General features: G+C 69.8%; 18 protein-coding genes. 9 read left to right on the top strand and 9 right to left on the bottom strand.

Translation table 11 applies throughout. From position 1 onward, the window contains the following. Positions 1–106: 106 nt before the first annotated feature. The gene (locus tag QQ657_RS23300; protein WP_284744335.1) at positions 107–325 is read right to left on the bottom strand and encodes a hypothetical protein; all 219 of its coding nucleotides are present in this window, start codon (positions 323–325) and stop codon (positions 107–109) included. 15 nt (positions 326–340) lie between these two features. Continuing rightward, on the bottom strand, positions 341–1,219 hold the full coding sequence (locus QQ657_RS23295) for an AurF N-oxygenase family protein (protein WP_284744334.1): 879 nt from the start codon (positions 1,217–1,219) through the stop codon (positions 341–343). A gap of 80 nt (positions 1,220–1,299) precedes the next feature. On the opposite strand from QQ657_RS23295, the gene QQ657_RS23290 reads away from it, so the two are divergent. Continuing rightward, positions 1,300–1,929, top strand: coding sequence for a TetR/AcrR family transcriptional regulator (locus QQ657_RS23290; protein WP_155541160.1), 630 nt, complete (start codon positions 1,300–1,302; stop codon positions 1,927–1,929). Here QQ657_RS23290 and QQ657_RS23285 read toward each other — a convergent pair. Both QQ657_RS23285 and QQ657_RS23280 read right to left on the bottom strand, forming a co-directional pair. After that, positions 1,926–2,426, bottom strand: coding sequence for a hypothetical protein (locus QQ657_RS23285; protein WP_155541161.1), 501 nt, complete (start codon positions 2,424–2,426; stop codon positions 1,926–1,928). The two genes, QQ657_RS23290 and QQ657_RS23285, sit on opposite strands and share 4 nt — an antisense overlap. A gap of 46 nt (positions 2,427–2,472) precedes the next feature. Next, on the bottom strand, positions 2,473–3,063 hold the full coding sequence (locus tag QQ657_RS23280) for an SACE_7040 family transcriptional regulator (RefSeq protein ID WP_284744333.1): 591 nt from the start codon (positions 3,061–3,063) through the stop codon (positions 2,473–2,475). Positions 3,064–3,451: 388 nt separating this feature from the next. On the opposite strand from QQ657_RS23280, the gene QQ657_RS23275 reads away from it, so the two are divergent. The 4 genes from QQ657_RS23275 (at position 3,452) to QQ657_RS23260 (ending at position 9,112) form a co-directional block, all read left to right on the top strand. After that, complete coding sequence (locus QQ657_RS23275) at positions 3,452–4,222, top strand: SGNH/GDSL hydrolase family protein (RefSeq protein ID WP_284744398.1); 771 nt, start codon at positions 3,452–3,454, stop codon at positions 4,220–4,222. Between the two features lie 137 nt (positions 4,223–4,359). Beyond that, the gene (locus QQ657_RS23270) at positions 4,360–5,973 is read left to right on the top strand and encodes a carboxyl transferase domain-containing protein (protein ID WP_284744332.1); all 1,614 of its coding nucleotides are present in this window, start codon (positions 4,360–4,362) and stop codon (positions 5,971–5,973) included. A 2-nt stretch (positions 5,974–5,975) separates the two neighbouring features. Beyond that, positions 5,976–7,961 (top strand): acetyl-CoA carboxylase biotin carboxylase subunit, encoded by a 1,986-nt coding sequence (locus QQ657_RS23265; protein WP_284744331.1) that lies wholly within the window; start codon positions 5,976–5,978, stop codon positions 7,959–7,961. Continuing rightward, the gene (locus tag QQ657_RS23260) at positions 7,958–9,112 is read left to right on the top strand and encodes an acyl-CoA dehydrogenase family protein (RefSeq protein WP_284744330.1); all 1,155 of its coding nucleotides are present in this window, start codon (positions 7,958–7,960) and stop codon (positions 9,110–9,112) included. The genes QQ657_RS23265 and QQ657_RS23260 overlap by 4 nt, the downstream gene beginning before the upstream one ends. 49 nt (positions 9,113–9,161) lie before the next feature. Here QQ657_RS23260 and QQ657_RS23255 read toward each other — a convergent pair whose 3' ends face one another. The 3 genes from QQ657_RS23255 to QQ657_RS23245 are packed head-to-tail and all read right to left on the bottom strand — an operon-like array spanning position 9,162 to position 11,407. Next, positions 9,162–10,547 (bottom strand): hypothetical protein, encoded by a 1,386-nt coding sequence (locus tag QQ657_RS23255; RefSeq protein ID WP_284744329.1) that lies wholly within the window; start codon positions 10,545–10,547, stop codon positions 9,162–9,164. Then, the gene (locus QQ657_RS23250; protein WP_284744328.1) at positions 10,544–10,879 is read right to left on the bottom strand and encodes a hypothetical protein; all 336 of its coding nucleotides are present in this window, start codon (positions 10,877–10,879) and stop codon (positions 10,544–10,546) included. The genes QQ657_RS23255 and QQ657_RS23250 overlap by 4 nt, the downstream gene beginning before the upstream one ends. 15 nt (positions 10,880–10,894) lie before the next feature. Further along, positions 10,895–11,407 carry a YbaB/EbfC family nucleoid-associated protein gene (locus QQ657_RS23245; RefSeq protein ID WP_284744327.1) on the bottom strand — a complete coding sequence of 171 codons (513 nt, stop codon included), beginning with the start codon at positions 11,405–11,407 and terminating at the stop codon, positions 10,895–10,897. A gap of 145 nt (positions 11,408–11,552) precedes the next feature. On the opposite strand from QQ657_RS23245, the gene map reads away from it, so the two are divergent. From map to QQ657_RS23225, 4 genes are all read left to right on the top strand, one after another. Continuing rightward, on the top strand, positions 11,553–12,317 hold the full coding sequence (gene map / locus QQ657_RS23240) for a type I methionyl aminopeptidase (RefSeq protein WP_284744326.1): 765 nt from the start codon (positions 11,553–11,555) through the stop codon (positions 12,315–12,317). 9 nt (positions 12,318–12,326) lie between these two features. After that, positions 12,327–12,839, top strand: coding sequence for a GNAT family N-acetyltransferase (locus QQ657_RS23235; RefSeq protein WP_284744325.1), 513 nt, complete (start codon positions 12,327–12,329; stop codon positions 12,837–12,839). A gap of 59 nt (positions 12,840–12,898) precedes the next feature. Continuing rightward, the gene (locus tag QQ657_RS23230; protein WP_284744324.1) at positions 12,899–13,744 is read left to right on the top strand and encodes an SDR family oxidoreductase; all 846 of its coding nucleotides are present in this window, start codon (positions 12,899–12,901) and stop codon (positions 13,742–13,744) included. A gap of 112 nt (positions 13,745–13,856) precedes the next feature. Next, the gene (locus tag QQ657_RS23225) at positions 13,857–14,918 is read left to right on the top strand and encodes an alpha/beta hydrolase (RefSeq protein ID WP_284744323.1); all 1,062 of its coding nucleotides are present in this window, start codon (positions 13,857–13,859) and stop codon (positions 14,916–14,918) included. Here QQ657_RS23225 and QQ657_RS23220 read toward each other — a convergent pair. Next, positions 14,907–15,782 (bottom strand): peptidoglycan recognition protein family protein, encoded by an 876-nt coding sequence (locus tag QQ657_RS23220; RefSeq protein WP_284744322.1) that lies wholly within the window; start codon positions 15,780–15,782, stop codon positions 14,907–14,909. The genes QQ657_RS23225 and QQ657_RS23220 overlap by 12 nt on opposite strands. Then, positions 15,782–16,003, bottom strand: coding sequence for a hypothetical protein (locus tag QQ657_RS23215; RefSeq protein ID WP_284744321.1), 222 nt, complete (start codon positions 16,001–16,003; stop codon positions 15,782–15,784). Before QQ657_RS23215 ends, QQ657_RS23220 begins: the two co-directional genes overlap by 1 nt. Between the last annotated feature and the right edge of the window lie 18 nt (positions 16,004–16,021).

Genomic DNA, 16,021 nt, shown 5'->3' with positions numbered 1-16,021 from the left:
TCCGGATTCGAGCCGCTCCCGCGGCGATGCGGCGGCTGGTCACCGGCGCCCTCGTTCGGGGCGCGGGTGTCAACCTGCTCGTCGTCGAGAACCTGCTCCGGCGGGATCAGCGGCCGCCGACGCGTTCTCCCAGGCGCACCAAGCGGTTCGCGACCCGGCGTGACGCTCCGGCGGCGTAGTCCCCGAGCCGTTCGGCGGCGCGGTCGGACAACTTCGCGACCCGCCACGCGACGTCGTCCGCGCGGTCGCCCGCTTCGTCGCCCGCCGTGGTGATCCGGTCGGCGAGCCGTCCCGTGCCGGCGGCGAGCAGATCCTTGAGTGCCATGGCTTCCCCTTGCGTCTAGAGCATCCCGGCGCGGCGCCACAGCACCGCGCTCGGGCCGCCGATCAGGTCGTTCTCCCGCAGGAACCGGACGAGCTTCCGGGCCCCGAACGCCAGCGTCTCCCGCCGGTGCGCACTCGTCCGGGCCGCCTGGACCGCGACGCCGGGGTCGATCCCCGCGCGCAGGTACTGGCGTGGCCGGGACAGCAGCCGCGACATCAGCAGCGCGCCGACGGCGACCACGATCCGCGCGAACTCCTTGCGCCACCACGGCGCCTCCGCCAGCTCGCGGACGAGGTCGTCGCGCGCGTACCGCACGTGCCGCGCTTCTTCCGTGACGTGGATCCGCATCACCGCGCGGACCACCGGCTGTACCGACTCGTCGTCGAGGTGCTCGCGCTGCAGCGCGTCGAAGATCTCCTCGCCGATCAGCGTCGCGACCCACATCGACGGCCCGTGGAGGATGGCCGGAAGGGCCTGCGCGGACCGCTGCAGCCAGCGGTTGTTGCGGTACGGCCGACCGTCGACGCGCTCGATCAGCCGCGCGAACATCGTGGAGTGCCGGCATTCGTCGGCGATCTCGGTCAGCGCGTAGTGCACGTGGCGGGTCGTCGGGTCCTGGCGGTAGGACGCGCGCAGCAGCATCTGCATGAGGATGATCTCGAACCAGATCCCGACGCTGACGGTGTTCACGAGTTCCTGGCGCGACAGCTCGATCCGCTGCTCGCGGCTCAGCGTGTCCCACAGTGGGGTGCCGTAGAGGGAGACGAGCTTTTCGGGGATGAAGAACTGGTCCTCGTTCAGCGGCGCGGCCCAGTGGACGTCGACGTCCGGGTCGTAGGAGAGCCGGGCGCTCGACTTGAGCAGCCGCTCGGCCGTCGCTTCACGATCACCCATTCCGCACCTCCCTGTGTCGTGTAACACTAGAACGCATGAAACATTTTCCGTCAAGTTGTAAACCAGCCTAGGGTTGGGGCATGCGCGATCTCCTGAAGCACGCGCTCGAAGCCGAGCTTCCCGGCGACGAGACCGCGGAGCGGATCATGGGCGCGGCGCTGACCCAAGCCGAGGACTTCGGGCTGCGCCGGTTCACCGTCGACGACGTCGCGCGCCGCGTCGGCCTCTCGCGGGTGACGATCTACCGCTACTTCCCGAAGAAGGACCAGCTGCTCAACGCGCTGGTCCTGCGGGAGATGAAGCGGTTCCTGACGAAGGTCGACGCCGTCGTCGAGGCGCAGGCGACCCCGGAGGAGAAGCTCATCGAGGGGTTGAGCTTCTCCCTGGGGTACCTGCGCGGGCACCGGCTGCTCAACCGGCTGCTGCGCACCGAGCCGGAGCTGATCCTGCCGCAGCTGACGGTCCAGGCGGGCGGCTTGTTCGCGGCGGCTCGCACCCGGATCGCGGCGCACTTCCACGCGGAGATCGCGGCGGGCCGGCTGAGCCTGCCGGCCGAGGACGTCGACGGCATGGCCGAGCTGCTGATCCGGATCGTCGTGTCGCTGGTGCTGACCCAGGAGACGGTGCTCCCGGTGGACGACGACGTCCAGCGGCGCCGGCTGGCCGAGCTGTACCTGGCCCCGATCGTGCGGTCTTTGCGGCCGGCCTAGTCCGAGACGGCTTCCGAGATCCAGGGCGCCACCGGCAGGTCCCGGTCCAGGCACTCGACCGACAGCCGGATCGTCCACCGCAACGCCTGCAGCACCAGGCTGTCCACCTCGTCGGGCGCCGCGTTGGCCAGGGCGATCTCCACCTGCTCCTGCGCCGCCTCCGTGTTGCCGTGGACCTCCGCCAGCAGCGTCCGGACCGCGGTCCGCACCGGCGGGTCGGCCTGGTCGATCGAGACCTCTTCGCCGTCCTCGTCGAAGACCTGGACCTTCACCGGCGCGCTGCCGCCGTCCCCGAGGGTGGAGACCATCGCGCTGCACTCGCCGAACAGCAGCAGCATCAACGCTTTCGTCTCGTCCGCGCGGGCCTGGGGTTCGGCGGCCGTCGGCGCGACCTCGACGAGGGCTTCGGCATCGTCACCGAGGCTCAGCGCCGTCAGTGCGCGCTGAGCCTTCTCGACGAGCTCCTGCTCGTTCCAGTCCGCATCCACGTGCCCCATCAAACACCAGCGACGGCGGTCGTGGGGATACCTTGATCCGGGTCGGTCATCCGGCCGCGCGGAGTGCACCCAGTGCGAGCCGGGAGAGCAGTTCGGCGAGCTCCGAGTCACCGAGATGGCGGTTGTACGGCGTCGAGTTGATCAGTCCGAACACCGCGTGTGCCGCCGACCGCGCCTCCAGTTCTCCCAGCTCCGGTAGGGCTTCGCGGATCGCACGGACCCACACCTCGACGTACTGGCGCTGCAGCGCGCGCACCTGCTTGCGGTCGGCGTCGGTGAGGTTCGCGAGATTGCGCTCTTGAACGGTGATCAACGCCGGATGGGCGAGCGCGAAGCCGACGTGGAACGCCACGAGCCCGGCCAGCGTGTCGTCCGCATCGCCGGGCCGGGCTGCCCACGTCGTGCCGCCGTCGAGCAGGTAGCGGCTGATCGAGTTCAGCATCTCGCCGAGGATCGCGTCCTTGCTGCGGAAGTGCCGGTAGAGCGCGGGCCCGGAGATCCCGACGGCGGCGCCGATGTCGTCGATCCCGACACCGTGGAACCCGTGGTGGGCGAACAGCTCGGCGGCCGCGGACAGGATCTGCTCGCGTCTGTTCGCCTTCTCGCCGTTCACGAGAGGAGTGGGGTTGGCCGGCATCCGGCCATATTAGAGGCGCAGGTTAGCGAGCGCTAACGCCCAGTTGGTGTCCGGTTCGTCTCGGGCCGGCCGATCAGCAGGAACGCGCTGGGCATGGCGAGCTGCCGGCCGGGTGAAAGCGGGCGAGGGCGGTGTGGCCGGCCCTGCGGTCTCGGAGTGCGCGCGCATCGCCACGATCCGGCGTCGACGTCCCGTCAGCCCGGGCATGTCACGGGTTAGCGAGCGCTAACACTGTTCCCGTCTTCCGGCGTGGGCCGAGTGGGTTACTTACAGGTAACTAGGGGTTCCTCGTGGGGCTTCCACATGCTGTGCTTTTGGGGTCGGTTCTGTCACAAAGGAGTGGCCCATGGGGGTTCCGATCCGTCTTTCGCGACGGTTTCTCGCAAGGTTGAGCACGGCTCTCGGGGCCGTCGTCCTGTCCACTCTCGGCGTCACGGGCCTCGCCCACGCCGCCGGGACCGTCTACGCCGCGCTCGGCGACTCCTACTCCTCGGGAGTCGGGGCCGGCAGCTACGGCAGTTCCGGGAGCTGTTACCGCAGCTCCAACGCCTACGGTCAGCTGTGGGCCAACGCCCACAGCGGCACTTCGTTCACCTTCCTGGCCTGCTCCGGTGCCAAAACCGGGGACGTCATCAGCCAGGCCAACTCCATCCCCTCCAACGCGACCCTGGTCACGGTCACCGTGGGCGGCAACGACGCCGGCTTCAGCGACGTGATCCAGACCTGCACCCTCGGCAGCGACGCGACCTGCACCGCCCGCGTCAACACCGCGAAGACCTACGTCAACAACACCCTGCCCGCGTTGCTGACCAACACCTACAACGCGATCAAGGCCAAGGCGCCCGGGGCTCGCCTCGTCGTCCTGTCCTACCCGCGCTTCTACACCGTGCCCGGCTCCTGCTGGGTCGGGCTCAGCGACACCAAACGGACCGCGATCAACTCCGGCGCGGACACCCTGGCGTCGGTGATCCAGTCCCGGGCGGCGTCGGCGGGTGCGACGTTCGTCGACGTCCGGCCGTCGTTCGTCGGGCACAACATCTGTTCCTCGTCCGACGACTACCTGCACAGCCTGACCTGGCCGGTGATCGAGTCCTATCACCCGACCGTGGCCGGGCAGTCGGGCGGCTACTACGCCCCGCTGCGGGGCGCTATCGGCTGAACCCGGTCCCCTCCGGTCGTGAAGGCCATCCCGGCGTGCCCGGGGTGGCCTTCACGGCGTCCGGGCGACTGGACACCCACGTTAGCGGTCGCTAACATCGAGACGGAGGTTAACGACCGCTAACTTCGAGGGAGCCCATGGACACGCCGGCACTGGGGACCACCGCTGCCCCGGACAGCGAGGCCTACGCCCGCAACGCCACATCCCACGCGGAGCTGGTCGAGGACCTCCGCAAACGCCTGTCGAGCGCCCGGCTCGGCGGGCCCGAGAAGTCGCGCACCCGGCACGTCGAACGCGGCAAGCTGCTGCCGCGCGACCGCGTCGACACGCTGCTCGACCCGGGTTCGCCGTTCCTGGAACTCTCGCCGCTGGCCGCGAACGGACTGTACGACGACGAGGCGCCCTCGGCCGGGATCATCACCGGGATCGGGCGCGTCTCCGGACGCGAGTGCGTGGTCGTCGCCAACGACGCCACCGTCAAGGGCGGCACGTACTACCCGATGACGGTCAAGAAGCACCTCCGCGCCCAAGAGGTGGCGCTGCACAACAACCTGCCGTGCGTCTACCTGGTGGACTCCGGCGGCGCGTTCCTGCCCCGGCAGGACGAGGTCTTCCCGGATCGTGAACACTTCGGCCGGATCTTCTACAACCAGGCGACGATGTCCGCGCGCGGCATCCCGCAGATCGCCGCGGTGCTCGGCTCGTGCACCGCGGGCGGGGCGTACGTCCCGGCGATGAGCGACGAGGCCGTGATCGTCCGGAACCAGGGCACGATCTTCCTCGGCGGGCCGCCGCTGGTGAAGGCCGCGACCGGCGAGGTCGTCACGGCCGAGGAACTGGGCGGCGGCGAGGTGCACTCGCGCCAGTCCGGCGTCACCGACCACCTGGCCGACGATGACGCGCACGCGCTGCGGATCGTCCGCCAGATCGTCTCGACGCTCGGCCCGCGCACGCCGCGTCCGTGGGACGTCCTGCCGACCGAGGCGCCCGCCGTCGACCCGGCCGAGCTGTACGGCGTCGTGCCGACCGACCCGCGCACGCCGTACGACGTGCGCGAGGTGATCGCGCGGATCGTCGACGGCAGCCGGTTCGGCGAGTTCAAGAAGGAGTACGGCTCCACCCTGGTCACCGGGTTCGCCCGGATCCACGGCCACCCGGTCGGGATCGTCGCGAACAACGGCGTGCTGTTCGCCGAGTCCGCGATGAAGGGCGCGCACTTCATCGAGCTGTGCGACAAGCGCTCGATCCCGTTGCTGTTCCTGCAGAACATCACCGGCTTCATGGTCGGGCGCGCGTACGAGGCGGGCGGCATCGCCAAGCACGGCGCGAAGATGGTCACCGCGGTGGCCTGCGCGCGGGTGCCGAAGTTAACGGTCGTTATCGGCGGCTCGTTCGGCGCCGGCAACTACTCGATGTGCGGCCGGGCGTACTCGCCGCGGTTCCTCTGGATGTGGCCGAACGCGCGGATCTCGGTGATGGGCGGCGAGCAGGCGGCGTCAGTGCTCTCGACCGTCCGCCGCGACTCGATCGAGGGGCGCGGCGGCGAATGGTCCACCGAGGACGAAGAGGCGTTCAAGGACCCGATCCGCGAGCAGTACGAGGCGCAGGGCAGCCCGTACTACTCCACCGCGCGGCTGTGGGACGACGGCGTCATCGACCCGGCGGACACCCGCACGGTGCTCGGTCTCGCGCTCTCCACCGCGGCCAACGCACCTTTGTCCGATGTCAACTACGGCGTCTTCCGGATGTGATGATGTTCGACTCAGTGTTGGTCGCGAACCGCGGCGAGATCGCGGTCCGGGTCATCCGCACGCTGCGGGCGCTCGGCATCCGCGCGGTCGCGGTGTACAGCGACGCGGACGCCGACGCACGGCACGTCCGCGAAGCGCACACGGCGGTGCGCATCGGCCCCGCGGAAGCGTCGAAGAGCTACCTGTCCATTCCGGCCATCGTGGACGCCGCCGTCTCGTCGGGTGCGCAGGCCGTGCACCCGGGTTACGGCTTCCTGGCGGAGAACGCGGAGTTCGCGCGTGCCTGCGAGGCGGCCGGGCTCGTGTTCATCGGCCCGCCGGTCGCGGCGATCGAAGCCATGGGCGACAAGATCCGCGCCAAGGCGACGGTGTCGAAAGCCGGGGTTCCCGTCGTGCCCGGCGCGTCCGATGTGGACATCCCCGCCGGCGGGTTCGCCGAGGCGGCCGCGAAGGTCGGCTACCCGCTGCTGCTCAAGCCGTCCGCCGGCGGTGGCGGCAAGGGTATGCGGCTGGTCCACGAAGAGTCCGAACTGGACGCCGCCATCGAGTCGGCGCGGCGCGAGGCCAAGGGATCCTTCGGTGACGACACCCTGCTGATGGAGCGGTTCGTCACGACGCCGCGGCACATCGAGATCCAGGTCATGGCCGACCGGCACGGCAACGTCATCCACCTCGGCGAGCGCGAGTGCAGCCTGCAGCGGCGGCACCAGAAGATCATCGAGGAAGCGCCGTCGGTGCTGCTCGACGAGGCCACGCGCGTGAAGATGGGTACTGCCGCGGCCGAAGCGGCGCGCTCGGTCGGGTACGTCGGCGCGGGTACGGTCGAGTTCATCATGTCGGCGCACGACCCGGACGAGTTCTTCTTCATGGAGATGAACACCCGGCTGCAGGTCGAGCACCCGGTCACCGAGCTGGTCACCGGCCTCGACCTGGTCGAGTGGCAGGTCCGGGTGGCCGCCGGGGAACACCTTTCGGTCGCGCAGGACGACGTCGTCCTCAATGGACACGCCGTCGAAGCGCGTGTCTACGCCGAAGATCCGGCGCGCGGGTTCATCCCGACCGGCGGGACGGTGCTGGCGGTGCACGAGCCGGCCGGCGAGGGCGTCCGCGTCGACTCGTGGATGACGCGCGGCGCGGTGATCGGCTCGAATTACGACCCGATGCTGGCCAAGGTCATCGCCTGGGGCCCGGACCGCGCGGCCGCGCTGCACCGGCTCGACCGGGCGCTGGCCGACACGGCGCTGCTGGGTGTCGGCACCAATACGGCGTTCCTGCGCAGCCTGCTGGCCGATGACGACGTCCGCGCCGGCCGGCTCGACACCGAGCTGGTCGACCGGCGACTGTCCGATTTGGTCTCGTCGGACGTGCCCGCGGAGTTCTTCGTCGCGGCCGCGCTGGACCGGTTCCTGGAGCTGCAGCCGTCGGGGTCCGTCGTGGACCCGTGGGACGTGCCGGACGGCTGGCGGATGGGCGGGTCCGGCGGGGTGACGTTCCGCCTGAAGTCCGGCCAGGCCAAGGCCGTCGTCCGGGTGCAGGGCACGCCGTCCGGCGCGACGGTCGTCGTCGACGACGCCGGGCCGGTCGAGGTTTCGGCCCGGCGCGACGGTGACGTGCTCGAGATCCGGCACGCCGGCGGCTTCCACCGCTACCGCCACGCCTGCGGTCCGGACCGGACGGTCTGGCTGGCGCGTGACGGACTGAGCTTTCCCTTCGGGGAGCAGGAGTTCGTGCTCTCGTCGCGCGGCGAGGACGCCGGGGCCGGGCCGGTCACCAGCCCGATGCCGGGCACGGTGCTCGTCGTGAAGGTCGCCGCGGGCGACGTCGTGAAGGCCGGCACGCCGTTGCTGGTCGTCGAAGCGATGAAGATGGAGCACACGGTCACCGCGCCGATCGACGGCGTGGTCAGCGAACTCCCCGTCCGAGCGGGCCAACAGGTCGCGCTCGACGAAACCCTTGCCGTAGTCACGCCCCAAGAGGAGCAGCAGTGATCGACTTCCGCCTGGACGAGGAGTACGAGGCCCTCCGCAAGACCGTCGAGGACTTCGCGCACGCCGAGGTCGCGCCGGTCATCGGCGAGCTGTACGAGAAGGAAGAATTCCCGTACGCGATCGTCGCGAAGATGGCGGAGATGGGCCTGTTCGGCCTGCCGTTCCCCGAGGAGTTCGGCGGCATGGGCGGCGACTACTTCGCGCTGTGCCTGGCGCTGGAGGAGCTCGCGCGGGTCGACTCGTCGGTCGCGATCACCCTCGAGGCCGGCGTCTCGCTCGGCGCGATGCCGATCTTCCGCTTCGGGACGCAGGAGCAGAAGGAGCAGTGGCTGCCGTCGCTGTGCGAGGGCACGGCGCTGGGTGGCTTCGGCCTGACCGAGCCGGGCGGCGGCTCGGACGCGGGCGCGACCCGTACCCGGGCCACTTTGGACGGTGACACGTGGGTCATCAACGGCAGCAAGGCGTTCATCACGAACTCGGGCACGGACATCACGCGCCTGGTCACCGTCACGGCCGTGACGGATGTGATGGAGAACGGCCGCAAGGAGATCTCGGCGGTCATCGTCCCGTCCGGCACCCCGGGCTTCGAGGTGGCGCCGAAGTATTCGAAGGTCGGCTGGAACTGCTCGGACACGCACGAGCTGTCCTTTTCGGACGTCCGCGTCCCGGCGGAGAACCTGGTCGGCGAGCGCGGCCGCGGGTACGCCCAGTTCCTGTCCATTTTGGACGAAGGCCGCGTCGCGATCGCGGCCCTGTCGGTCGGTCTGGCGCAGGGCTGCGTCGACGAGTGCCTGCAGTACGTGAAGGACCGCGTCGCGTTCGGCAAGCGGATCGGTGAGTACCAGGCGATCCAGTTCAAGATCGCCGACATGGAGGTCCGCACGCACACGGCCCGCCTGGCGTACTACCAGGCGGCGTCGAAAATGCTGCGCGGCGAGCCGTTCAAGAAGGAGGCGTCGATCGCGAAGCTGGTCGCCTCCAACGCGGCGATGGACAACGCGCGCGACGCGACGCAGATCTTCGGTGGCTACGGGTTCATGAACGAGTACCCGGTGAGCCGCTTCTACCGCGACGCCAAGATCCTGGAGATCGGCGAGGGGACCAGCGAGGTGCAGAAGATGCTGATCTCGCGCCACCTCGGCGTCGCCTGACGTTCCATGAGGGGCACCTTCACGACTGCCGTGAAGGTGCCCCTTATGGCTAGTGCGACTGTTGCTGCTTCTTGTCTTCCTCGGCCCAGGCGGCCTCCGCCTGCATCTGGATGTCGGTGAGACCGCGGTCGACCTGCACGATGTCCTTGCCGGCCCAGCCGACGAAGTTCTTCGAGCTCTTGGCGTCGGAGAGGGCCTTCAGCATCGGGTAGTAGTCCGGAGCTTTGGCCTTCAGCCAGTCGTCGACGAACTTCATCTTCTTGTAGCTGTCGCCGAACTTCGTCTTCAGCCAGTCCTCGTGCTTCTTGATCGTGGAGACGTCGTGGTCGCTCAGGTGCGACTTCGGGGGCGGCGGCTTCGGCGGTGCCGCGGGCGGAGGCAACGGCCGTGAGAAGTTCGGCGTGGTGCCGTCGCCCGGAGGACGGGTGCTGGGCGTGGCGCCACCACCGGGCGGGCCGTCGTGGGTCACCGCGGTGCCCGGCGGCGGCAGCGGCCGCGAGAAGTTCGGGGTCGTGCCGTCACCCGGCGGCCGGGTGCTGGGCGTCGCACCACCGGTCGTGGGCGGGCCGTCGTGGGTGACGGCCGTGCCCGGCGGTTTCGGCAGCGGCCGCGAGAAGTTCGGCACGCCGCCACCGTGCGGCGGCAGATTGCTCAGCTCGTGGCCCGCGTTCGAGGCACCCGCCTTCGGCTTGACCAGCTTCGACAGCTGGGTCAGCCGGGCCAACGTGCGACCGGCGTAGGCGACGACCTTGGCGAGCTTCGCCATCATCGCCGCCACCTGCACCGAGACCGTCGCGACGCACTTGGTCACCCCGACGGCGATCGACGCGCCGAAAGTGGGGATGGCGAGTGCGAGCGCGATCAGCATCGTGGAGATGATGTCGCCGAGGATCGTCGTGATGATGTCGCGCAGCAGCGAGCGGACCGCGCCGATCAGGGCCCCGGTGGTCTCGACCATGTAGCCGGCGACGTCGGACGCCTTGGCGTTCGCGTCGATCCAGCCCTTCCGCTCGTTGATCGACTTGAGGAAGCTGTCGTAGCCCTTGCCCTGCCACTGGGTGATCGTCGCCTTGAGGGTGTCGTCCAGCGAAGTGCCGGTGTTGCGCAGCGATTCGCCGATCTTGTGCAGCTCGTTGGCGATCTTCGTGACCTCGGCGGGATTGCCCGCGACCTGGTCCAGCGGCCACTTCAGGAACGAGACGTGCTCGATCAGCCAGCCCAGGCCCGCCGCGATCAGCTTCGCCAGGGGATCCATGACGAACGCGACGGTGTCGAGCGCGGCGCTGATGACGTTGATGCCGAGCTCCACGCTGACGGCCGCGAGGTCGCCGCCGTGCTCGGTCTGGACCTTGCCGATCGAGTCGCCCACCTGCTTCCAGCTGTCGAAGACGCCGGCCCCGGTCGTGGAGTTCGATGCCGTGATGGGAACGGTCACTTGCCCAGCTCCGTCTCGAAGGTGCTCAAACCCTTGGCGGTGTTCGAGTCGTGGGTCGCGTAGGTGTCGGCGGCCTTCTTCACGTCGTCGGCGGACTTCCCGATGTCACCGACCAGCTTGGTGATCTCCCCGGTGATCACCGCCATCGTGATCCGCGAGGGCACGGCGAGCACCTGCGCGAGCAGGATGCCGAACGCGGCGTTGTCGAACCCGTTGGCCGCCTGCATCCGGTTCGCGGCATCCTGCACCGCCGGTTGCGTGGTGCCCGACAGGAACTGGCTGAACTTCTGCAGCTCGGCCGGGTCGACCGAGAAACCTTCTCCGGAAACCACCGGTTCTCCTCCGTACTACCAGGGGTTGCTCTCGTCGTCGTCCTCGGCCGGCGCGGGCCGGGGACGACGACGCGGCGGACCTTGCTGCGGCGGGCTTGGCGGGCGGTGCGGCGGCCGATCTTCGGCCTCCTGCTCCGGCAGGAACACGTCGCTCTTGTCCGGAGGCGTGCTCTCATCGGGAGCCGGCAGGAACTCGTCCAGCAGTTCGCGGGCGGCCGAGCTTTCGCCCACCATGCCGCCGAACGCGTCGGCGACCTGGGCCGAGACCTTCTGCTGCGCGCGGCCGATCAGCTGCATCACCAGGCCGGACAAGGCTTGTGGCGGCCGCTCGTACGCGCGGGGGCCGAACCGGAGCTCCTGCAGGACGCCGCTCGGGCCGACGGTCACCGAGACCGCCCCGTCCGGCGCCTGCACCGTGGCGACGGCGGAGCGGAGCTTTTCCTGCGCTGCTGCGGCTTTTGCCCGGATTTCGTCGAGGTCGGCGGTGAACGCGGCCAAGGGATCGCCGCCGGGCACTGACTCTGTCAATTTGTCCTCGTCACAAGAGAGGTTGTGAACAGGGAAAGTCAATCAGCGCACCTTGAACTCCGGATGACACGGACAGAGCCACCGGCTGAACGCGACGGCCGATCGCTCACTGGACACCAATATCTATACCGGTATAGTTATCGTCATGGTCGAGATCAAAACCGAAGCCGAGCTGGCGGTGATGCGCGAAGCCGGGCGAGTGGTCGCGCGGACGCTGCACGCAGTGAAGGAGGCCGCCGCGATCGGCGTCTCCTTGCGTGAACTGGACGAAATCGCCGCGCAGCTGATCAGCGAAGCCGGCGCCAAGCCGTCGTTCCTGCACTACCAGCCGCACTCCGCGCCCACGCCCTACCCGGGCGTCATCTGCGCCAGCGTCAACGACGTCGTCGTGCACGGCATCCCGACGGCGTACCGCATCCAGGACGGCGACCTGGTCAGCATCGACTGCGGCGCCATCGTCGACGGCTGGAACGGCGACGCCGCGATCAGCTTCGTCGTCGGCACTGCCGACCCGCGTGACCTCGCGCTGATCGAGGCGACCGAGCGCGCCCTGGCCGCCGGGATCGCCGCGGCGCAGCCCGGCGCGAAGCTCGGTGACATCTCCGCCGCGATCGGCGCCGCCGGCCGCGCGTCGGGTCACGGCATGCTCGAGGACCACGGCGGTCACGGGATCGGCCGCGCGATACACGAGGACCCGCACCTGGCGAACGAAGGTCGCGCGGGCCGCGGGATGCGGCTCAAGCCGGGCCTCGCGCTGGCGATCGAGCCGATGCTCACCCGGGGCGGCGACGCCTACCGGTACGCCGAGGACGGCTGGTCGCTGCTCACCACCGACGGCAGCCGCGCCGCGCACGTCGAACACACCATCGCCATCACCGAAGACGGCCCGCGCGTGCTCACCGTGCGGTAGACAAGGGGGATGGACAACACCGTCATCCGATCGGGTGATTCTGGGGATGCTGACACGCTGCTGGGCTTCTTCGACGAGGCCGTCGAATGGCTCGTCGCGCGCGGCAGCTCGAAGCAGTGGGGGACCGAGCCGTGGAGCCGGGTCCCGAAGCGCGTCGAACGGGTCAAGGGCATGGTCGCGGACCCGGGGCTGCGCATCGCGATGGTCGACGGCGAGCCGGCCGGCGCGCTGATCGTCTCCGAGGAGCACGACCCGCACGTGCCGGCGGTCGACGAGCGTGAGCTGTATGTCCGATTGCTGATCACGTCACGGCGGTTCACCGGGCAGCGCGTCGGCGGGCGGCTGATCGAGTACGCGCTCGACGAAGCGCGGCGGCGCGGCATCGACCTCGTGCGCGTCGACTGCTGGGCCGGCGGCGACGGCGACCTGCAGCGCTACTACGAGAGCCAGGGCTTCAAGCCGACCGTGCAGTTCCACGTCGAGGAGTGGGTCGGGCAGGTTCTCGAGCAACGCGTGGGGTAGCGCGATCGCGGGCCAGGGGTGACACTGTTGACGCGTTGCCAACAGACGAAGGAGTCGCCATGGCCGAGGAGCTCGCGGGCAAGGTCGTCGTCATCACCGGCGGCGGGCAGGGGATCGGCGCGGCGACCGCGTCGGCGCTGTCCCGGCTGGGCGCGCGGGTGGTGATCGGCGACCTCGACCAGGTCCGGGCCGAGAAAACCGCCGGGGAGCTGGACGCCGAGGCGCTGCCGCTGGACGTCACCGACATCAAGGGCTTCACCGAGTTCCTCGACGAGGTCGAGCGTCGCCACGGCCGGATCGACGTCCTGATCAACAACGCCGGGATCATGCCGCTGGCTCTCCTCGAAGAAGAGAGCGACGCGACGACCCGGCGTCAGCTGGAGATCAACCTGCACGCCGTCATCCACGGCACCCGCGAGGCGATGAAGCGGATGCGGCCGCGGCGGTCCGGGCACATCGTGAACGTCGCTTCCTTCGCGGGCAAGGCCGGTTTTCCTGGCGCGGCGACGTACTGCGCGACCAAGCACGCCGTCGTCGGGCTGTCCGAGGCGGTGCACCTGGAGCTGCACGGGTCCGGTGTGCACGTCTCGTGCGTGATGCCCGCGATCGTCCGGACGGAGCTCGCGAGCGGGCTCGGCGAGGCGAAGCTGTTCAAGTCGTCACGGCCCGAAGATGTGGCCGATGCCATCGTGTCCACGCTGCGCAAGCCTCGGTTCGAGGTCTTCGTGCCCCGGTCCGTGGGAACTATGGGCAAGCTCACCCGGCTGCTGCCGCGGCGGGCCGGTGAAGCGCTCGCCCGTGCTTTGAAAGCGGACCAGCTTTTGGCTTCAGCGGCCCATTCCCCGGCTCGCGCGGGCTACGAGGCGCGCGCCGCCGAGAGCGCGCCCGGGGCGGGCACGGAGTAACTCGGACGGCCTAGCACTGTCCGATTTGGACGTGGCCGGTGTTGAGTCCACCGGCCTGACCCGGCAAGATTGCCGGGAAGTGCCCGGGGGACGTCGCAGGAGGCTCGAGGAAATGGTTTCACCGCCCGCACGGCTGGCCGCCGCGGCGTCGAACGTGGTCGGCAAGGTGCTGCACGGCGGCGTCGCCGACCTGCGCCCGATGCCGCGGGTGCTGATCGACCAGGGGCCCAACCGCTCGGTGTACCGGATGACGCACAGCAGCCGCCCGGTGTCGGGGCCGCCGATCCTGCTGGTGCCGCCGCTGGCCGCGCCGGCGATCTGCTTCGACCTGCGCCGCGGCTGCAGCCTCATCGAGCACCTGGTCGAGGGCGGCCGCAACGCGTACCTCGTCGACTACGGCATGGTCGCCTTCTCGGACCGCCGCCTCGGCATCGAGCACTGGATCGACGAGGTCCTGCCGCGGGCGATCCGCAAGGTGAGCGCGGACGCCGGCGGTCAGCCGGTGCACCTCGTGTCGTGGTCGCTGGGCGGGATCTTCTCGCTGCTGGTGAACGCGGACCAGCCGGACCTCCCGATCGCGTCGATCACGGCGATCGGCTCCCCGGTGGACTTCACGGCGATCCCGATCGTCGCGCCGTTCCGCCCGCTGGTGGACCTGACCGGCGGCCACCTCCTGACGCCGATCTACCGCGCGTTCGGCGGCGCACCGTCCTATTTGGTCAGCCGCGTGTTCCGCGCGACGGGCATCAGCAAGGAGATCACGAAACCGATCGCGATCCTCTCGCACCTCGACGACCGCGACTACCTCGCGCAGATCGAGGCGGTCGACCACTTCATGAGCAACATGTACGCCTACCCGGGCCGCACGTTCGGCCAGCTGTACCACCGGTTGTTCCGCACGAACGACCTGGCGGAGGGCAAGGTGGACCTCAACGGGCGCATCATCTCGCTGTCGTCGGTCCGGGTCCCGACGCTGGTGGTGGCGGGCGAGAACGACACGATCGCCCCGCGGCCGTCGGTGGAGCGGGTGGTGGAGCTGCTGGACAAGGCCCCGGAGGTCCGCTTCAAGACGGCACCGGGCGGCCACCTCGGAGTGCTGACGGGCCGCAAGGCGCGCGGCACGACGTGGCGTTACCTGGACGAGTTCCTCGACGACCAGGCGTCAGCCGACTAAGTCGATCTCGAACGGCTCACCCGCGCTGTAGCGGACGTCCGCCCACACCGCGCCGGGCAGGTCGTAGCGCCGGTGCGACGTCAGCTTCGGGTCGTGGCCCGGGATCTGCCCGGGGTTGTGGCCGACACCAGCGCGGTCCGAACCCCACGCGAAGATGTTCGACACCCACATCGGCCGCGCGAAGCCGTCGCCGCCCAGCCGGGGCCGGATCACGATCGCCCCGCCGGGGCTGCCGGCGAGGAAGACGCGCACGACGTGTTCACCGGCGTCCGGCGGCGTGACGGTGATCCGGTCCAGGATCTCGACGCCTGCTTGGATTCCGGCGCCGGCGGGGTTGGCGGCGCGCTCGCGCAGCCAGCCGGTGTCGATGCCGACGGGATCGATCTTGCGCCCGACCGGAACGCAGACGTCCTTGTGCCCGGCGTAGCGATCGAGTCCACGCGACATGTACCGCAGCAACGCGGCGACGAGCTTGGGGTAGGCGTCTCGTTGCGCGTCCGTCCAGCCGCCGGCGCCCGCGGACTCGGCTTCGATGCCGAGGAACTCGTCGTTCACATCGAGGAACCCGAGCCACCGCGACGCACCGGCGTGGTAGGCACACCCGGCGGCGACGACGTAGACGGTGCCACTGCGCCCGAGCCCGAGGTTGCAGAGCGGCCCGGCGAGATCGGCCCGGCCGTGGGTGACGATGTCGAGCGAGGGGTAGTCACCGGGCGCGGAGTCGGCGGTGGCGGTGTGGTGCCCGACAACCCCTTCGACAACGCGCATGCCCCCGTGGCCCCGGGTCTGCCACCCGGGCACTTCGACAACGGGATAGCCGGTACTGCGAGCGGCATCGACGAGCCAGGGGACGTAAATCGGCATCAGCCCTCCACCACGTCGTAGGCACCGGCGTCGGCTTCGGTGTCGGGCGCGTCATGAGCCGCGATCCGCGAGTCAAGGGCTTCCCGGGCTTCATCGAGGGTCTTCGGGTTCTGCCGGCCGGCATCCCAGCCTTCGGCGTCCCATTCCTCGGGCGTCTTGATGGGGGTCGGGTCACCGGGCTCGTACACAACGGCGACGGGGGTCTCGCTGGGTTCAGTCACGATCGGCCTCCGGACCGC

The organism is Amycolatopsis ponsaeliensis, assembly GCF_030182635.1.
Taxonomy (GTDB): domain Bacteria; phylum Actinomycetota; class Actinomycetes; order Mycobacteriales; family Pseudonocardiaceae; genus Amycolatopsis; species Amycolatopsis ponsaeliensis.
This window is presented reverse-complemented; position numbering and strand designations above follow the sequence as displayed.

Coding starts and splice junctions, on each gene's coding strand:
- QQ657_RS23300 (WP_284744335.1), bottom strand. CDS start 325: ATGGCACTCAAGGATCTGCTCGCCGCCGGCACGGGACGGCTCGCCGAC.
- QQ657_RS23295 (WP_284744334.1), bottom strand. CDS start 1,219: ATGGGTGATCGTGAAGCGACGGCCGAGCGGCTGCTCAAGTCGAGCGCC.
- QQ657_RS23290 (WP_155541160.1), top strand. CDS start 1,300: ATGCGCGATCTCCTGAAGCACGCGCTCGAAGCCGAGCTTCCCGGCGAC.
- QQ657_RS23285 (WP_155541161.1), bottom strand. CDS start 2,426: ATGGGGCACGTGGATGCGGACTGGAACGAGCAGGAGCTCGTCGAGAAG.
- QQ657_RS23280 (WP_284744333.1), bottom strand. CDS start 3,063: ATGCCGGCCAACCCCACTCCTCTCGTGAACGGCGAGAAGGCGAACAGA.
- QQ657_RS23270 (WP_284744332.1), top strand. CDS start 4,360: ATGGACACGCCGGCACTGGGGACCACCGCTGCCCCGGACAGCGAGGCC.
- QQ657_RS23265 (WP_284744331.1), top strand. CDS start 5,976: ATGTTCGACTCAGTGTTGGTCGCGAACCGCGGCGAGATCGCGGTCCGG.
- map (WP_284744326.1), top strand. CDS start 11,553: ATGGTCGAGATCAAAACCGAAGCCGAGCTGGCGGTGATGCGCGAAGCC.
- QQ657_RS23235 (WP_284744325.1), top strand. CDS start 12,327: ATGGACAACACCGTCATCCGATCGGGTGATTCTGGGGATGCTGACACG.
- QQ657_RS23230 (WP_284744324.1), top strand. CDS start 12,899: ATGGCCGAGGAGCTCGCGGGCAAGGTCGTCGTCATCACCGGCGGCGGG.
- QQ657_RS23225 (WP_284744323.1), top strand. CDS start 13,857: ATGGTTTCACCGCCCGCACGGCTGGCCGCCGCGGCGTCGAACGTGGTC.
- QQ657_RS23220 (WP_284744322.1), bottom strand. CDS start 15,782: ATGCCGATTTACGTCCCCTGGCTCGTCGATGCCGCTCGCAGTACCGGC.